At 69.0% G+C, this 15,130-nt stretch carries 16 protein-coding genes and 1 pseudogene; 4 read left to right on the top strand and 13 right to left on the bottom strand.

Annotation, left to right across the window (positions count from 1 at the left end):
* Positions 1 to 70: 70 nt before the first annotated feature.
* The gene (locus HUW46_RS11115; RefSeq protein WP_215547195.1) at positions 71 to 715 is read left to right on the top strand and encodes a response regulator; all 645 of its coding nucleotides are present in this window, start codon (positions 71 to 73) and stop codon (positions 713 to 715) included.
* On the opposite strand, the gene HUW46_RS11110 is transcribed toward HUW46_RS11115, so the two are convergent.
* Positions 700 to 1,542, bottom strand: coding sequence for a formate/nitrite transporter family protein (locus tag HUW46_RS11110; protein ID WP_215547194.1), 843 nt, complete (start codon positions 1,540 to 1,542; stop codon positions 700 to 702). The genes HUW46_RS11115 and HUW46_RS11110 overlap by 16 nt on opposite strands.
* Before the next feature lie 219 nt (positions 1,543 to 1,761).
* On the opposite strand from HUW46_RS11110, the gene HUW46_RS11105 reads away from it, so the two are divergent.
* Positions 1,762 to 2,496, top strand: coding sequence for an SDR family oxidoreductase (locus HUW46_RS11105; protein ID WP_215547193.1), 735 nt, complete (start codon positions 1,762 to 1,764; stop codon positions 2,494 to 2,496).
* A gap of 453 nt (positions 2,497 to 2,949) precedes the next feature.
* Here HUW46_RS11105 and HUW46_RS11100 read toward each other — a convergent pair whose 3' ends face one another.
* The 4 genes and pseudogenes from HUW46_RS11100 to HUW46_RS11085 all read right to left on the bottom strand — a co-directional run bounded on the left by HUW46_RS11100 (position 2,950) and on the right by HUW46_RS11085 (position 5,522).
* Positions 2,950 to 4,197, bottom strand: coding sequence for an HNH endonuclease signature motif containing protein (locus tag HUW46_RS11100; RefSeq protein WP_215547192.1), 1,248 nt, complete (start codon positions 4,195 to 4,197; stop codon positions 2,950 to 2,952).
* 125 nt (positions 4,198 to 4,322) lie between these two features.
* Positions 4,323 to 4,608, bottom strand: a pseudogene (locus HUW46_RS49030) (IS66 family transposase); the annotation flags it as partial.
* A gap of 229 nt (positions 4,609 to 4,837) precedes the next feature.
* Complete coding sequence (locus HUW46_RS11090; RefSeq protein WP_215547191.1) at positions 4,838 to 5,197, bottom strand: hypothetical protein; 360 nt, start codon at positions 5,195 to 5,197, stop codon at positions 4,838 to 4,840.
* Between the two features lie 163 nt (positions 5,198 to 5,360).
* Positions 5,361 to 5,522: a hypothetical protein gene (locus HUW46_RS11085; RefSeq protein ID WP_215547190.1), complete on the bottom strand. Its 162-nt coding sequence runs from the start codon at positions 5,520 to 5,522 to the stop codon at positions 5,361 to 5,363.
* Positions 5,523 to 5,752: 230 nt separating this feature from the next.
* On the opposite strand from HUW46_RS11085, the gene HUW46_RS48290 reads away from it, so the two are divergent.
* On the top strand, positions 5,753 to 6,574 hold the full coding sequence (locus HUW46_RS48290) for a helix-turn-helix domain-containing protein (protein WP_254126060.1): 822 nt from the start codon (positions 5,753 to 5,755) through the stop codon (positions 6,572 to 6,574).
* Between the two features lie 13 nt (positions 6,575 to 6,587).
* The gene (locus HUW46_RS48285; protein ID WP_254126059.1) at positions 6,588 to 6,755 is read left to right on the top strand and encodes a DUF397 domain-containing protein; all 168 of its coding nucleotides are present in this window, start codon (positions 6,588 to 6,590) and stop codon (positions 6,753 to 6,755) included.
* A gap of 54 nt (positions 6,756 to 6,809) precedes the next feature.
* Here HUW46_RS48285 and HUW46_RS11075 read toward each other — a convergent pair whose 3' ends face one another.
* From HUW46_RS11075 to HUW46_RS11040, 8 genes are read right to left on the bottom strand one after another with little or no spacing between them, the layout of a single operon-like run.
* Complete coding sequence (locus HUW46_RS11075; RefSeq protein WP_215547188.1) at positions 6,810 to 8,003, bottom strand: acyl-CoA dehydrogenase family protein; 1,194 nt, start codon at positions 8,001 to 8,003, stop codon at positions 6,810 to 6,812.
* Positions 8,003 to 8,683: a DUF2786 domain-containing protein gene (locus tag HUW46_RS11070; protein ID WP_215547187.1), complete on the bottom strand. Its 681-nt coding sequence runs from the start codon at positions 8,681 to 8,683 to the stop codon at positions 8,003 to 8,005. The genes HUW46_RS11075 and HUW46_RS11070 overlap by 1 nt, the downstream gene beginning before the upstream one ends.
* Before the next feature lie 13 nt (positions 8,684 to 8,696).
* Positions 8,697 to 9,500, bottom strand: a complete 804-nt coding sequence (locus HUW46_RS11065; RefSeq protein ID WP_215547186.1) for a hypothetical protein — start codon at positions 9,498 to 9,500, stop codon at positions 8,697 to 8,699.
* Between the two features lie 2 nt (positions 9,501 to 9,502).
* Positions 9,503 to 9,775 carry an acyl carrier protein gene (locus HUW46_RS11060; RefSeq protein ID WP_215547185.1) on the bottom strand — a complete coding sequence of 91 codons (273 nt, stop codon included), beginning with the start codon at positions 9,773 to 9,775 and terminating at the stop codon, positions 9,503 to 9,505.
* A 41-nt stretch (positions 9,776 to 9,816) separates the two neighbouring features.
* On the bottom strand, positions 9,817 to 11,103 hold the full coding sequence (locus tag HUW46_RS11055; protein WP_215547184.1) for a type III PLP-dependent enzyme: 1,287 nt from the start codon (positions 11,101 to 11,103) through the stop codon (positions 9,817 to 9,819).
* Complete coding sequence (locus HUW46_RS11050; RefSeq protein ID WP_215547183.1) at positions 11,100 to 12,464, bottom strand: ATP-grasp domain-containing protein; 1,365 nt, start codon at positions 12,462 to 12,464, stop codon at positions 11,100 to 11,102. The genes HUW46_RS11055 and HUW46_RS11050 overlap by 4 nt, the downstream gene beginning before the upstream one ends.
* 13 nt (positions 12,465 to 12,477) lie before the next feature.
* On the bottom strand, positions 12,478 to 13,404 hold the full coding sequence (locus HUW46_RS11045) for a 3-oxoacyl-[acyl-carrier-protein] synthase III C-terminal domain-containing protein (RefSeq protein ID WP_215547182.1): 927 nt from the start codon (positions 13,402 to 13,404) through the stop codon (positions 12,478 to 12,480).
* A gap of 26 nt (positions 13,405 to 13,430) precedes the next feature.
* On the bottom strand, positions 13,431 to 15,122 hold the full coding sequence (locus tag HUW46_RS11040) for a phytoene desaturase family protein (protein ID WP_215547181.1): 1,692 nt from the start codon (positions 15,120 to 15,122) through the stop codon (positions 13,431 to 13,433).
* Between the last annotated feature and the right edge of the window lie 8 nt (positions 15,123 to 15,130).

The raw sequence follows: 15,130 nt of genomic DNA, 5'->3' as shown, positions 1-15,130 counted from the left end.
GCGCGCCGCGCACCGGCTAGATTCGGGTGGTCGCCCGCGGTAGCGGGACTTCTCGGGAGGGGGCGCCCCGGTGCGCGTAGCGGTCGCGGAAGACCAGTTCCTGCTCAGGGACGGGCTGGTGCGCATGCTCGAAGCGCACCGGTTCGACATCGTCGCGGCGGTGGGCAGCGGCCCGGAAATGCTGGCCGTGATGACCGAGCAGAAGCCCGACGTCAGCCTGATCGACATCAGGATGCCGCCGACGTTCACCGACGAGGGCCTGCGCATCGCGTTGCAGGCGCGGCAGGTCCACCCCGGTCTGCCGGTGCTGCTGCTGTCGCAGTACGTGGAGCAGCTCTACGCTCGCGAGTTGCTGGAGGACGGCGCGGGCGCGGTCGGCTACCTGCTCAAGGACCGCGTGTTCAACAGCCAGCAGTTCGTGACCGCGCTGCACCAGGTCGCCGCGGGCGGCACCGTGATGGACCCGGACGTGGTGGCGAAACTGCTGAACCGGACCAGTTCCGACAGCACGCTCGACCGGCTCACCGATCGTGAGCGGGAGGTGCTGGGGCTGATGGCGGAAGGCCGCTCGAACGCGGCGATCGCGTCCGCGCTGGTGGTCACGGAGAAGGCGGTGGCCAAGCACATCAGCAGCATCCTGACGAAGCTCGACCTGCCGCCCTCCACCGACGACAACCGGCGCGTGCGCGCGGTGCTGACCTACCTCGGCGCCTGAACCGTTTCCAGGTGCTCCTCGACCGGCGCGGTTGTGCTTGAGCGGCCGAGGAACCCGTAACCGGCGCCGACGAGCAGCGCGCCGCCGACCAGGTTGCCGAGGCCGACCAGCAGGAGGTTGGTGCCGAACGCGTCGAACGTGGCACCGGGCACCTGCTCGAACAGGCCGAGCGAGTAGGTGGTCATGTTCGCCACGACGTGTTCGAAACCGGAGCCGATGAACGCGAGCAGGCCCCAGAAGATCAGCGCCAGCTTGGCGCCGTCGGACCGGGTGCGGGCGGCCATCCACACCGCGAGGCAGACCAGGAAGTTGCACAGGATGCCGCGGAAGAACAACGCCCCGGCCGATTCGGCGGCCTTCGCCTTGACCGTGCTCGCCAGCAGCGCGATCCCCGGCGCGGCGTGCCCGGCCGTTCCGCCCGTTTGCAGCACCCCGCTCTCGTGCACCAGCCACGCGAACACGACCGAGCCGAGCAGGTTGCCGACGAAGGATCCGGCGATCACCGCGATCCCGGCCCCGACGCCGCGGCGTCGGGCGATCATGCCCTGCACCATGGTCATCATGTTGCCGGTGGACAGCTCGGCCCCGGCGAACATCACCGCGGTCAACGCGATCCCGAACACGAGACCCTGCACGAGCTTGGTCCACGGCGACTGGGCGGCGTTGAGCGGCCCGGTCACCGTGAGCAGCAGCACCACTGCCACCCCGATGTAGGCGCCCGCCAGTGCCGAGCTGACCAGGTACCGGCCGGGACTGCGGGTACCGGCGATCTTTTCCTCGGCGGCTTGTACTTGGTCGGACAGTGCGTCGGAGAGCGGGATGGGCATGAACGGGTCCTCCGGGTCGGGTGCGGGCGGCTTCAGTCGATCCGCTCGCCGAGGCGTCCCGGTGACCCGAGGATCAGCATCCCGTTTCGATCCGCGCACCCGGTCGTGGGCGGGGCGGGGAGAACGGCTATTTCGGGCGAAGTGCGTCATGCGGTCCGCGTATGACGGGGTGCGCGATGGGTCTTGGACGCCGTCGCGGAACCCGGATTTGATCGAGGCATGGAAATGTACGACGGAAAGCGCGCCCTCGTCACCGGCGGCACCAGCGGAATCGGCCTGTCGATCGCACGCCTGCTGGCCGCGGAGGGCGCTCGGGTGATGGTCACGGGGCGCGCGGAAGCCGCGCTCGACACCGCGACCGAGGAGGGGCTGATCGCGGTCCGCAGCGACGCCACCTCGAAGGCCGACATCGACGCACTCGCCGGCCGCGTCGAGGAGACGTTCGGTCGCCTGGACGCGGTGTTCCTGAACGCGGGCACCGCCGACTCGACGTCGTTCGAGACGATGACGGAGGAGCGGTACGACGCCGTCTTCGCGACCAACACCAAGGGCCCGTACTTCACCTTGCAGCGGCTGCTGCCCCTGCTGGCCGAGGGCAGCGGCGTGGTGCTGACCACCTCGATCGCGAACGAACTGGGCCTGCCGGACCACACCGTCTACTCGGCGAGCAAGGCGGCCCTCCGGTCGCTGGCCCGGACCTGGGCACGCGACCTGCTACCGCGCGGCATCCGCGTCAACGCGGTGAGCCCGGGGCCGATCGACACCGGCATCCTGAACCGGGACCTCCCCGCGGATGTGGTGGAGGAAATGTCGAAGGGTTTCGCCGCCCAGATTCCGATGCGGCGCTTGGGAAATCCGGAAGAAGTCGCGCGTGCGGCCGTTTTTCTCGCTTTCGACGCGACCTACAGCACCGGCGCCGAGTTGACGGTGGACGGTGGTGGAACCCAGTTGTGACCACGGCGAGCCGGAATAAGGGAATGCTTTGCGTTGATGGGCTTCTGCTTCCCGGCACAAGGTCAGTCGACCAGCGGCCTAGGTGGCCGAAGTGTCGGCTCCGGTTCGTCTCGCGCAGTGATTGCCGTGGTGGGGCTCGACGTTAGCAGCGGCGCTGTCGCGGTCACGCGGTGAGCCGCTCGGCGACAAGTGCGGATCCGTGGACGTGGTCGTAGCGGTAGCCCAGTTCGACGCGACCTACAGCACCAGCGCCGAGTTGACCGTGGACGGTGGCGGAGCCCAGTTGGGACCACGGCAAGTGTGTCGCTGAGGTGCTTTGTTGCGGAGGTAGGGCATGTTTCGGTGGCCCTCGACCGGGGTGCGGCTGAGGGATGGTCGGCGGAAGCGCGGTGGCAGATCGATGGGGCCTTTGGGGGCATGGTGGATGGGCCGCCGGGGCGGCGGTGGTTTCGGTTATGCGGCGCGGGGTTGTGCGGTGTGGAGGGTGTTGGTTCGGGGTCTTCGCCAGGGGTCCAGGAATTCGGGTGGGGTGAATTCGGGCATGCCGTTGATCATGCGGACTTTCCAGTCGCTGTTGTGCGAGAGGCGGTGGTGGTGTCCGCAGAGGAGGACGAGGTTGCCGAGGTCGGTGGTGCCGCCGTTCCACCATTCTCGGACGTGGTGGGCGTCGCAGTGTCGGGGCTTTCGGTTGCAGCCGGGAAAAGCGCAGCCGCCGTCGCGGATGGCGAGCATGAGGCGGAGGCCTTCGGTCACGATTCGTTTGGCGCGGCCGTATTCCAGCGGTTGCCCGTCGGTGCCGAGGATGGCGGGGATGATTTTGCAGTCGCAGGCGAGGATGCGGGCTTCGCTGGCGGTGATGCCGGTGACGAGGTCGAGGCAGGCGTGCCCGAGTCCCTTTTGGAGGAGTTCGAGGGGGATGGTGATGACGATGTCGCCTCGGGTGCTGCTGTGGTTCGGCGCATCCGGGTGACTCGCGGCCAGGTTCACGATCTCCATGAAGGCATCCCCGTAGCGCTCGGCTTTGCCGCGCACCAGGGGGTTGTCCTCTTTATGGGGCAGTGCCAGAGGTTCTAGGAGTGCGAGGGTTTTCGCGCCGGACACCGGGTCGAGGTAGCCGTCGAATTTGATGGAGCCGTCTTTGCCTTGGCGGTATCGGAAGGCGCGTTTGGGTTCGGGGGTGTCGCGGGGTTCGGCGCCGTCGGGGTCGAGGGTGTCGCGCAACCGTTGGCCCGCGGCGGCGACCTCCGCCGTGGTGGCGTTCCGAGCGAGATCGACCAGAGTCTTCTCGGTCTTCTCCCGCTCCTCGACCGGTACGGTGTCCGGGATGGCCTGCAGTGCCGACACGATCCCATCCACATGCAGTGGCGAGATCGCGCCTTCGGCGGCGGCTTCTCCGGTCAGCGGCGCCGCAGCGGGAATTTCCGTGCCATCGATACCCCGGCTGGGGTTGATCGCGAGCGCCCGCGCCACCAGTTTCCGCACCGCAGCCGAGGAAGTCCGCGCCACCTCCGCCACCAACGCGGCGGTGGAAGGGTATCCGAGTTCACGTGTGCCGCCATTGTCGAGTTCCGCGATTACCTGGCAGACCTGGGATTCCTGCTGCCACAAGGACATCATCTCTTCCCGCAGCAGGGTGGCTTTCTCGCGCGCGGCGAGCTGCCACAGCTCCCGCTGCGGTACAAGGGAAGAGTTCTCGGACACCCCACAATTCTACCGCGATCGCACACAGGTTCGACGACACGATCGGGGTAACTATTCAGGTTGTTGTGAGGACTGTTGGTAGCCAAGGGTTTCCGGTGATGGCGTTGCGGAGTTCGGTGAGGATGTAGATGGTGGGCGTTGCAGCGGGCGTGGGTGAGGCCGTAGTAGTCGTAGGGGCCAGCCGTCGTGGACCGCGACACCGCGAAAGGTCGGCAGGATCCCGAATTCGTCCGTCGCCTCGCTACCGCGCAGCGGGTGGGCAAGGTACGCGGTCAGCGTGGAGGTGCAGGCGGTGTGCAGCCACCAGGTCTTGCCCTCGACCCGGATCCCGGTCTCGTCGAAATGCGCCACCGGCGCCGTCCGTATCGCCTCGATGACCCGGTTGTCGAACTCGTCCAGTTCGGCCGCGATCGGTGCGAGGACTCCGACGACCCAGCCGGTGGACGATCAAGCTCCACCTTCTGCGCGGCAACCAACGCAGCCAGCTCATCGTACGACGGACGAACACCCTTCCCCGCAACAAAGATCATCCCGCACAGCCATTCACGACCCTCACTCGACCTGAATAGTTACCGATCGGGTGAATGAAGCCAGTAAGTCCATAATGGACTGAGCGGGAAATCAAGGCGGACAAGGGTAATCAGGTGAGTTCGCGGATTCCCCACATGCGCGCGATCTCGACCATGGACGTCCGTTCGTCCGGGATTTCGCCGGGTGATGCGGGGAGGTAGAACTCGCCGGAGGGGCGCCCGTGCGCATCGGGCGCCTCGCGCCAGGTGCAGTTCTCGCCGTCGACGAGGGGCAGCAGGTGGTTGTCGCAGCCGGGGCAGGCGGTCGGGATGCGCCAGTCGTCTTCGTCGAGGCGGAACAGGTCGTAGGGCGCGAACCGCTTTCCGCAGTCCATTGCGACTTCGTGCTCCCGGCCGGTGTAGTGCCGCAGCCGGTGCACCGGTTGGTCGGTGTCGCTGGCGTGGCGCACGTAGGTCACGTAGAAGCTCATTCCGGGTTCCTCTGGGCGGTGGTGCATTTCTCGCACACTTTCCTTGCTGTGCGGATGTTCGGGCCGAAGGCGGCGCCGCACGCGGTCCGCAGTGTCACCCCGTCGCGGTCGCGGAACTCGCGGACGATCCAGTGCCGACGACCGTCGTCGCAGCTCGCCCAGCTCACAACAGCGCCACCAGGTCGCGCCGCGTGAGCGGCTCGACGTGCTCGTAGCCGAACGCCTCATCGAGCACGACGCACGTGCGCTGCGCGGGAACCGTTTTCGGTGGCACGTACGCGACGAGCCGGTGTGCGAGTAGCCGAAGCATCAACAATGCAGTCATCCCGACCTCATTCATCAGGTTTCGAACGGTGGGCCCGCCAGGGAGCGGACCCGCCGCCGGGCCTCCGCCGCTGGCGCATCTTGGTTCGGAGGAACCGAGAACGCGGCTGTGGCCTGTTGGCAGGCTATGACTGGACATAGACAGTTATCTAGACTCGAACGGGCGATCTGTGCAACTAGTCATAGATGAGGCAGGATGTGGACAGACAGTTGTCCAGAAAAGGAACACGAATGGCGCAACAGAACCCGCAGCGGTTCGAACTCGGCGAGATGCTCCGCACCCTTCGCGAGCGCGTGGGCATGCAGTCCAAGACCATCGAGGACGATCTCCGCTGGTATCCGGGCAAGGTCTCCCGCGTCGAGCAGGGCAAGCGGGTCCCGGTCGCCGCCGAGATCGATCGGTTGGCGGACCTGTACCGGCTCGCCGAGGCCGAGCGCGGCACGCTGCACCTGCTCGCCGACGCCGCGCGGAAGCGCGAGTCCTCGGCACACGTTGCCGACTTCGCCCAGACCTACGTGACGCTCGAACGGGCCGCGGTCCAGATCGACCACTTCGATGCCGAGCTGATCCACGCACTGGTCCAGACGGAGGCGTACGCGCTAGCGCTGCTTGAGATGTCGCTGGGAGGACAGGTCGCACAACTCGTCGCAGACCGGATTGCCAGGCAGGCGATCCTTGTTCGACCGAACCCGCCACGCTTGCGGGTCCTGCTCGGCGAGGCAGCTCTGCACCGCATGGTCGGTGGCGCCGAGGTGATGCGGGAGCAACTTGATCACTTGCTTCAGGCTGGGAAACAACCGAACGTGTCCATCCGGATTTTGCCGAACTCCGTTGGTGCCTACCGCACCATCGGCGTGGGCTTCAAGATCTTGCGCCTTGCCTCGCCGAACCTCACGAGGGTTTACATCGAGGGCATGACCAATGCGACCTACATTCACGAAGCTGACGAGACGGCGGTCTACGAAGCGTCGTTCGACGAGGTCTGGGCCAAGGCGGCAGACGACGCCAAGTCTGCGACCATCCTCCGTAGGCGCATCAAGGAGATCGACTGACGGAGGAGCCAACGTGAACGAGACGTGGAGAAAATCTTCGTGGACTCAAGGTGAGAGCAACTGTGTCGAGGCGAGGCTGACGGCGCACGTCGAGGTGCGGGACACGAAGGATCGTGCGGGCGGCCAGATCGAGGTGGCCCCGGCCGCGTGGGGCGCGTTCCTCGCGCGCCTCGACGGTTGAGCCAAGAACGGACGAACGCCCCCGGCACCCTGAACGGCCGGGGGCGTTTCGCATCTATCGCTTCGTCTGGACCGGGACCTGCGGCGCCGAAGGAGCACGCCGCTTCCCCAGGATCAAACCGTGGAACACGTTGAGCCGCTGGATGTTTCCCGTTCCCTCCATGAACTCCACGCCCCGGGCGTCGCGCACCAGCTTGTCCAGCAACGGGTGCTGCACGCGCGCGCCGGGGCCGAAGAACTCGCACGCGGCGACCGTCGTGTCTTCGGCGAGGCGGCACGTGCGCGCTTTCGCCGCGGACGCCAGTTGCCCGCCGTCGCGGCCGTAGTCGACGGCGGCCGCGGCCATGTGCAGCAGTTCGCGGGCGCAGTCGATGCGCGCGCCGAGCCGGTCCAGCAAGTCCTGCTCCGCGAGTGTGAGCAGGGCCCGGTTTTCCAGCACGTACTCGTACGCCGCGCGCGCGATCCCGAGCGCGACCGCCGCCACCGAGGATCGCAGCCGGTCGAACACCTGCACCGCGGCCCACATCCCGCGCTTCGTCGGCGGGAGGTGCCTGCCCAGCACCCGGTTCGCCGGGACTGCCACGTTCTCGAACCGCACCGCGCTGATCCGCGCGCCGCGCATGCCCATCGACTCGATCGGTTCCGCGAAGACGCCGGGGAGCGCGGTTTCCAGCAGCACCGCGGTCACCCCGAGCGGGCCGGACCGGTGCCTCGCCAGCACGACGCCCATTTCGGCGCGCGAGGCGTTGCCGACGTACCGCTTTTCGCCGGTGAGCCGCGCGGGCGCGTCGCCGGAACCCAGTACCAGCCTGGTCCGCATGGCGGCCGCGTCGGAACCGCTTTCCGGCTCGGTGAGCCCGAAGAACGTCCACGTCGGTTTCGCCAGCAACTTGTCGTAGTACCACTGCTTCTGCTCGGTGTCGCCGAGCACGTCGACGAGCACGCCGGACATCGACGGCCCCGGCGCGCCGAGCAGCAGCCCGGCGTCGCCGACGGCCAGTTCCTCCATCAGGACCGTGCGCTCCAGCGCGGTCGAGCAGTGGAACCGGTGCCCGCCGATCAGCTCGGGGGAGTGCCCGTACTCCGGCGGGATCATCAGCGTCGACATGAACCGGACCCCGGGCAGGTCGAGGTGCCGGGAGATCCCGTCGGGGTCCCGGTCGACGTCGAGCGCCGCCGCGCGGAACCCGGCCGCCCACTCCCGCGCCTGCCCCCGCAACGCGAGCAGCTTCTCATCGAGCGCGAACATCACTCCTCCTTCCCGAGGTTCGAGGCGTAGGCGTCGGCGAGCAGTTCCGACGCCCTCGCCAGCCTGCCCGCGCCGGCCGCGGTGAACCCGCTGGCGCCGAGCGTGCGCAGGAGGCCGCGGTCGGCGCCGGAAAGCCGTTCGTGCACGTGGCGGAGCAGCCGCGGGCGTGGCGCGGGCCCGTCGCCGTGCAGCACGGCGGCGGCTTCGAGCTGGTCGATCAGCGCGTCGGCGAGCGCGTCCTTCAGCACCGGGTGCAGTAGGAGGCTGCCGTCTTGGGCGTGCCTGCCCGCGAGGTAGTCGACGCACCGCTCCAGCAGTGCCTCGGACAGCCCGAGCCGCACACCCGCCAGGCCGCGCGCCCAGTTGAGCCGCACGACGTCCCCGTGCGGGGCGTCCCCGTGCGGCGCCGGGTGCCGGTACTGCACGAGCGGTCCGCCCGGCGCGTCGAGTTCGCCCGGCAGCAGCCGTTCCCGGCCGCGGTCGAGCACGGTCCCGTCGAGCCACACCTGGCTGGTGTCGGCGGCGAGCCCGGCGGGAAGCACCGCGAACCCGTCGCGGCTGAACGGCAGCAGCCCCGGCAGGAGGAACCGCTGCAGCTCGTACAGCGCGGGCGCGGCACCGAGGGTGCGCGCCGTGGCGCGCCCGCGGTCCCACACGTCGGCGTGCGTGGTCGTGGTCATCGCTTCTCTCCCCTCACGAAGCCAAGCACAGCGACAGTTCGCCGCGCCCCGCGTCGTAGTCGGCGAACACGGTCGGCCCGGTGACCGCGCGCCAGATCCCGCCGCACGGCCTGCCGCCCGCCTTCGGCTCGTCGCCGAGGATTCCCGGCCCCGCCACCACTTCCGGCGAGCCCAGCCCGGCCACCCGCGCCGCCAGCAGTCCGTCCACATCGGACGGACCGATCCCGCGGAACTGCTCGACGGACAGCGCGCTGCCCGACGAAGCGTCCAGCACCAGTGCCACGGCGACGTCGCCACCCGGTTCGGGCGCGGTGCCCCCGTCGCACGAGGCGGTGGACTGGTCGGCGAGCAGCAGCAGCGCACGCCGGTAGGAGTGCCGCCTGCTGTAGTCGGCGATGATCCGCAGCGCGGTGTACGCCGCGGAGAGACCTTGGTCGGACACGCTGAAGGTGAGCGGATCACCCGGCAGCGCGTGGTTCAGATAGGTCGCGGGCGAGACCCACGGATGCAGGTCCGGTGTCGCGTGCGCGACGACGACGAGATCGAACGGCTCGTCCAGCTCGCCCGCGGTGCGCAGCAGGGACACCATGTCGCGTGCCATCGCCGCGAAGGTGGTTCCCACCACGGAATCCGCCTTCGCGACCGTTCCACGCCGCGCCGTCGCGTCGTTCAGGAACCCGATGACGTCGGGATCCTGGACGCGGCAGCCCGGTTCGGGGAACTCCCTCCGGACAATCCTGGCCAGCCGGAGCGGGAGTTCGGCGTCGCGCGCCGAACCCCCGCACTCGGTCAGACAGGGAGCGACGGTCCGGTACACCGCTACAGCTGACCGGAGACGAAGTCCGCCAGCGAGCCGACGGTGTGGAAGTCGCTCATCTCGAAGCCGTCGGCTTCGAGCTCGATGTCCAAGGTCTCCTCGAGCTGCATCAGCAGTTCGAGCACACCGGTGGAGTCGAGGCCGAGCTCGTCGAACAACCGGGTCTCCTCGGTCAGCGACGGCAGCTCGTAGTCGAGGACGCCGGCCAGCGCGTCGCCGATGGCGGAGGTGACGCGCTCGCGGTCGGTGGCCTGGATGGTGGAAGCGTCGGACATGGTCGCTCACGACCTTTCTGTGATTGTTTCCTGGGTGTTCTTCAGCGGGCTGGCTGCTCGCTGGGCGCCACGTGGTGCAGGCGTTGGTGGGAAAGCAGGTCGGCGGTGGTGTCCCGTTCGCGGATGAGGTACGGCTCGCCGTCGTGCACGAGCACTTCGGCCGGGTAGCCGTGGCTGAGGAACAGCACCGGCGACGCGGTGGGCCCGTAGGCGCCGGAGCGGTGCACGCCGATCAGATCGCCCTGGTGCACCGGCGGCAGCGCGACCTTCTTGCCGAGCGTGTCGTTCGGTGTGCACAGTGGACCGGTGACCTGCCAGCTCTCGTCGGCTGGCTCGCCGGCGCGGTTCAGCACGGACATCGGGAAGTTCCGCTTGACGAAGGAGCCGATGCCCACCGCGGCCATGTGGTGGTTCGTGCCGCCGTCGGTCACCGCGAACTTCTCGCCCAACGATTCCTTTGTGTACTCGACGCGCACGACGTAGGTGCCCGACATCGCGGTGAGGTAGCGGCCGAGTTCCATCACGAGCCGCGTTTCCGGGCGGCGCACGGCGAATTCGCCGAGGATCGGGTTGATCTTGCCCGCCAGCTCGTCGACGTCGAAGTCCTGTTCGTTTTCGAAGTAGGCGATGCCGAGCCCGCCGCCGATGTCCACCATTTCCAGCGGGAACCCGTGGCGCGCCGCGATCTTCTCGGCCAGCTCCAGGATGCGGCTGGTGTTCTCGGCGATCGAATCGGTGCTCAGGATGCGCGTGCCCATGTACACCTGCACGCCCATCAGCCGGACGTTCGGATGCCGCGCGCCCACCGTCGGGTCGGCAAGCACCTGCGCCTCGTCGATGCCGAACTGGCGCGGTTTGCCGCCCATGGTCAGCCCGGACCCCTTGACCGCGAACGCCGGGTTCACCCGCAGCGCCACGTTCGCGACGATGCCGCGCGCCTGCGCCAGCCGGTCGATCCGCTCCAGCTCACCGAAGGACTCGCAGATGATCGCGTAGATCCCGGCGTCGAGGCAGGCGGCGATCTCGTCGACGCTCTTGCCCGGCCCGAGGAACAGGATGTCCGACGGGGCGACGCCCGCCCGCAGCGCGGTTTCCAGTTCGGCGAGCGAGGACACCTCCGCCCGCGCGCCGTGCGCGTGCAGCAGCGCGCAGATCGAGATGTTCGGATTGGACTTCATCGAGAAGAAGATTTCGAGCGACGGGTGCAGCCTCGCCCGCAGCCCGGTCAGGCGCGAGCCCAGCTCGTCGCCGTCGTAGACGTAGAGCGGGGTGCCGAACCGCCCGGCGATCTCGGTGATCCCCAGCCCCCCTACGGTGAACTCGGTCATGCCTGTGCTCCTCGGGTCAGCCGGGCGGTGATGGCCCGGTCGAGTTCGGCGGCCCGGTCGACGGAGTTGGCCACGATCAGGCCGTAGAGCCTGCCGTCGAACGGGGTACCGCCCGCCGCGGCGGCGGCGTTCACGGTCGCGTAGTTGTTGATCAGCAGGCCTTCCCTGCTCTCGGCCGTCCACAACAGATCGGCCAGTGCGGCGCGGGCTTCGGCGAAGGGCAGCGGCGCGTCGAGCCGGAGCCCGTAGTGCCGTGCGATCGCGACCTGGCCCTGCCCGAGGAACCGGTCCTGCAACCGGATCTGGTAGGTGGACATGTTGTGCCGCGCGTTGATCTCGATCACCGGGTGGATCTCGCCTTCGGGGCCGACGATCGCGTCGACACCCACGACCCCGAAGAACCCGTCGGAGTGCAGCTTCTTGCCGAGCTGCTCCGCGGTCTGCCGCAGGATGTCCACCTGGGACTCCGACAGCGCCGCGGGGAACCGGTGTCCCTTGTGGACGCCGCCTTCGGTGATCGCCTCCTTGACGAAGTCGAAGTGCACCGAGCCGTCGGCGGCGAGGGTGAACTGGTAGTTCAGATCCGCCCGCTTCGCCACCCACGCCTCGATGACGAACCCGATCCGCTCGTACCCGCCCTTGGCGACCTGCTTGGCGATCATCCGCTGCAGGCGCCGCAGCCGCGAGGCGGAGTCCACCACCGAGATGCCCTTGCCGGACACCCCGAGCGCCTCCTTCAGCACCACCTTCTGCCCGGTTGCGAGCACCTCGGCGGCGCCGGTGACGGCTTCTTCCAGCTCGTCGAGCGTGGTGGCGGCCCAGCCCTTCGGCTGCGGGATGCCGAGTTCGTCGGCCGCGCGCCTGCTGTAGACCTTGCTGTTGACGGTCTTGCAGATCGCCGCGGAGGGTGCGCCGAGCGTCAGCCCGGTGCTGGCGACGAGCCGTTCCTCCACTTCGGACACCCCGTGCGGGATGAGCCGGGCGCCGAGCGCGCCGAGGCTGCACAGGGCGTCCAAAACGGACTGGTCGGCCAGCGCGTCCTCGGTGACCGTGCGCTGCGGGTCGCCCTTGCCGACGGCGTGGATCTTCGGCAGGTCGATCCCGAGGTCGGTCAGGTAGCGCAGGTAGGACTCCTCCGGCGCGGACTTGAGCACCACGTGGTCGCCGCCGCCCGCGAGCAGCAGGGCGAACTCGTCCATCCGGTTCACCACGGCGACACCGGAACTGGAGGACACCCTCGGCAGCCCGCATTCGCCGCGCGCCCACTGCTCTTCGACCTCGAGGTTGCCGAGGAAGACCAGCGGCACGCCGGGCGCCCCGATCGCGGTCTTGAGCCTGCTGTGGAAGTTCGGTGCGGTCATCGTCGCGTCCCCTCTAGTGCTCGAACAACATCGCGGAGAAGGTCGAGCCGAGCCCGACCGAGGTCATCAGGTAGCGCTGGCCGGGAGCCAGCACCCCGAGGTCGTGCGCGGTGCGGTAGTTCAGGAACGGGTCCGCGCAGAAGCAGTGCCCCGTCACGGGCACGTTGTCGAGGAAGACCCGCTTCGGGTCGAGCCCCATCGCGGCGGCCGCCCTCGTCCAGGAGATCGTGTTGACGTTGTGCGGCAACACGATGTCCACATCGGACAGTTCGAGGCCCGCGGCGCGCGTCGCCTCCCGCATCACCTCGGCGAGCCCGTCGCCGTAGATCTGGCGGAACTGCGCCGCGACCTCCGGCGACATCACGACCGCGGCGTCTTCCCTGCCGTACGAGCGCGTCGCGTAGCCGAGCATCCTGTCCTGCGCGGTACCCGGCCCGACCAGCACCGCCGCGGCCGCCTCGCCCATGATCGCGACGTCGGGGATCATCCGCACGGACTGGCTGAACGCCTTCTCGCCCATCAGCACCAGTGCCAGCGCGTCCGGGTCGCCGTCGGCGGCGAGCAGCGTGCCGCACAGGTCGACGGCGAGCAGCCCGGAGGCGCAGGCGTGATCGGACACCGTGAACGTCGAAGCGTGCCGCAGGCCGAGCGCGTCGCGCGCGGTCAGCAGCGGGCTATCCGGATAGGGCGCCGTCGTGGTCACGGTGCGGGCCCGCACCACGTACTTGACCCGGTGCTCCTGCCCGGCCAGCTCGGCGAGCTTCCCGGCCGCGGCGAGGAGGAGTTCGACCTCCCCCTCCTCGCTACGGCAGACCTCGGAGAGCCCGTAGAGCCGGTGGAACCGGCGCAGCTGCGTGTCCGTGAGCCCCAGTTCTTCTTGCAGGCTCGCGATCGGCACGCCCGGCGGCAGATGCGAAGCCACCCCAACCAAAGCAGTCATGGCATGCTCTCCTCGGTCCTTTGTGGTCAGTGGGCGAGTGCCTGCTCGGACAGCGCGCGCAGCTTCGGCAGCCCGCGCTCGCCCTTGCGGCCCGCACCGCGGCTGACCTCCAGGGGGTCCCAGCCGGGTGCGCGTTCGGGCAGCAGTTCGGAGTTGCCGTAGACCTTGCCCCGGTACACCTCGGGCATCAGCTCTTCGCCCATCACCGCCGAGGCCGCCGCCACGCCGCTGACCGCGACGCTGACGATCCCGGCGCCGAAGCGCGTGTTCTGGCCCGCCACGTAGAGCCCGTCAACGGGGGTCGTGACGTCCGGGCGGTGCCCCGCGCGCCCCCAGGTCGCCAGCCCGAACGGGGTGCCGCCGCTGGAGCGGATGTAGCGCTCGTGCGTCAGCGGGGTGGCCGTTTCGACGTGCGTGAGGTGCGGGCGGATCGGACCGAGGATGTCCTCGGCCAAGTCGAGCAGCCCGTCGGTGAGGCGCTGCTTCGCCTTCTGGTAGGCGGGATCGCGGCGGTACTTGCCGCCGTTGACCGGGCCTTCGGTGACGCCCCACGGCTCGTAGCCGGGCGGCACCAGCGTCATCACCTCGAAGTTCGAGTGACCGGGCGGGCACACCGTCGGCGTGCGGTGGTCCTTGATCGAGGTGAACGACATGAACGCGAACGGCAGCTCGTCGAAGTCGCCTTCGCGCACCTTGCGGTACGCGGTTTCGATGTCCTCGTTCGGCCAGTACCAGACGTTGCCGTTCGGGATGTCCAGCTCGCGGTCCATCGCCACGTAGGTGGTCGAGGTCGCCAGCCGCATCGTGGCGTCGCGGCTGCGCTTGACCGCGGCCGCGGGGAAGGCGCCCTCGGCCAGTTCCAGCACGGTCCTGCGGTAGTCCGCATTGGACACCACGACCGGCGCCTTGAGCTGCCTGCCGTCGGCGAGGGTGACGCCGGTGGTCTTCCCGTCGGTGACGTCGATCCTGGCCACCCGCGAGTTCGTCCACAGTGCACCGCCGTGCGATTCGATCGCTTCGACGAACGCGGCGACCAGCGCCTGCCCGCCGCCGGCGGGGTAGTAGCTGCCGCGCATGTAGTCGTCGACCATGTTGGCGTGCAGCACGACCAGGGTCTGGTTCGGCGCGGTGGCGTAGTTGCCGGAGGTCGCGGCCAGCACGGTCCTCGCCCGCGGCGACAGTCCACAGTGGTCGAAGAGCTGGGTGAGCATGCGGTGGTTCCACCGGCGGATCTCCGGCGGCAGTTCCATTACGTCCGAGCCGGGCACGCCGAGCAGCCTGCCGCGGTTGGCGTCGGCGACCGCCGCGCACACCGTGACGAACTCCGAAAGGCCCGCGGCCTCCTCCGGCATCGCCGCGATGAGCCGCTCGCGGTAGCGGTCCCAGCTTGCAGGCACCTCGACGGTGACGCTGGGCAGGACCACCCGGTCGTAGCGCTCTTGGTCGAGCGGGCGGAAGGTCACCCTGTCCTCGATGCCCAGTCCACTGAGGATGGACGGGAGGATGCCGCCGTGCCCGCAGTCGCCGAGGTAGTGCACGCCGACGTCGAACTCGTAGGACCCGCGCCGCCGGAACATGTGGCTGTTGCCGCCCGCGACGTCATAGGCCTCCAGCGCGAGCACCTTGCGCCCGCTCGCCGCGAGGTACGCCGCCGCGGTCAGCCCGCCGATGCCGGTGCCGACGACGATCGCGTCCCAGTTCTCCCCTTCGAGAGCCATCGATCTTC

The organism is Amycolatopsis sp. CA-230715 (genome assembly GCF_018736145.1).
Lineage (GTDB): Bacteria > Actinomycetota > Actinomycetes > Mycobacteriales > Pseudonocardiaceae > Amycolatopsis.
Note: the sequence above shows the minus strand (reverse complement) of the source record. Positions and strands in the feature narration are given on the sequence as shown.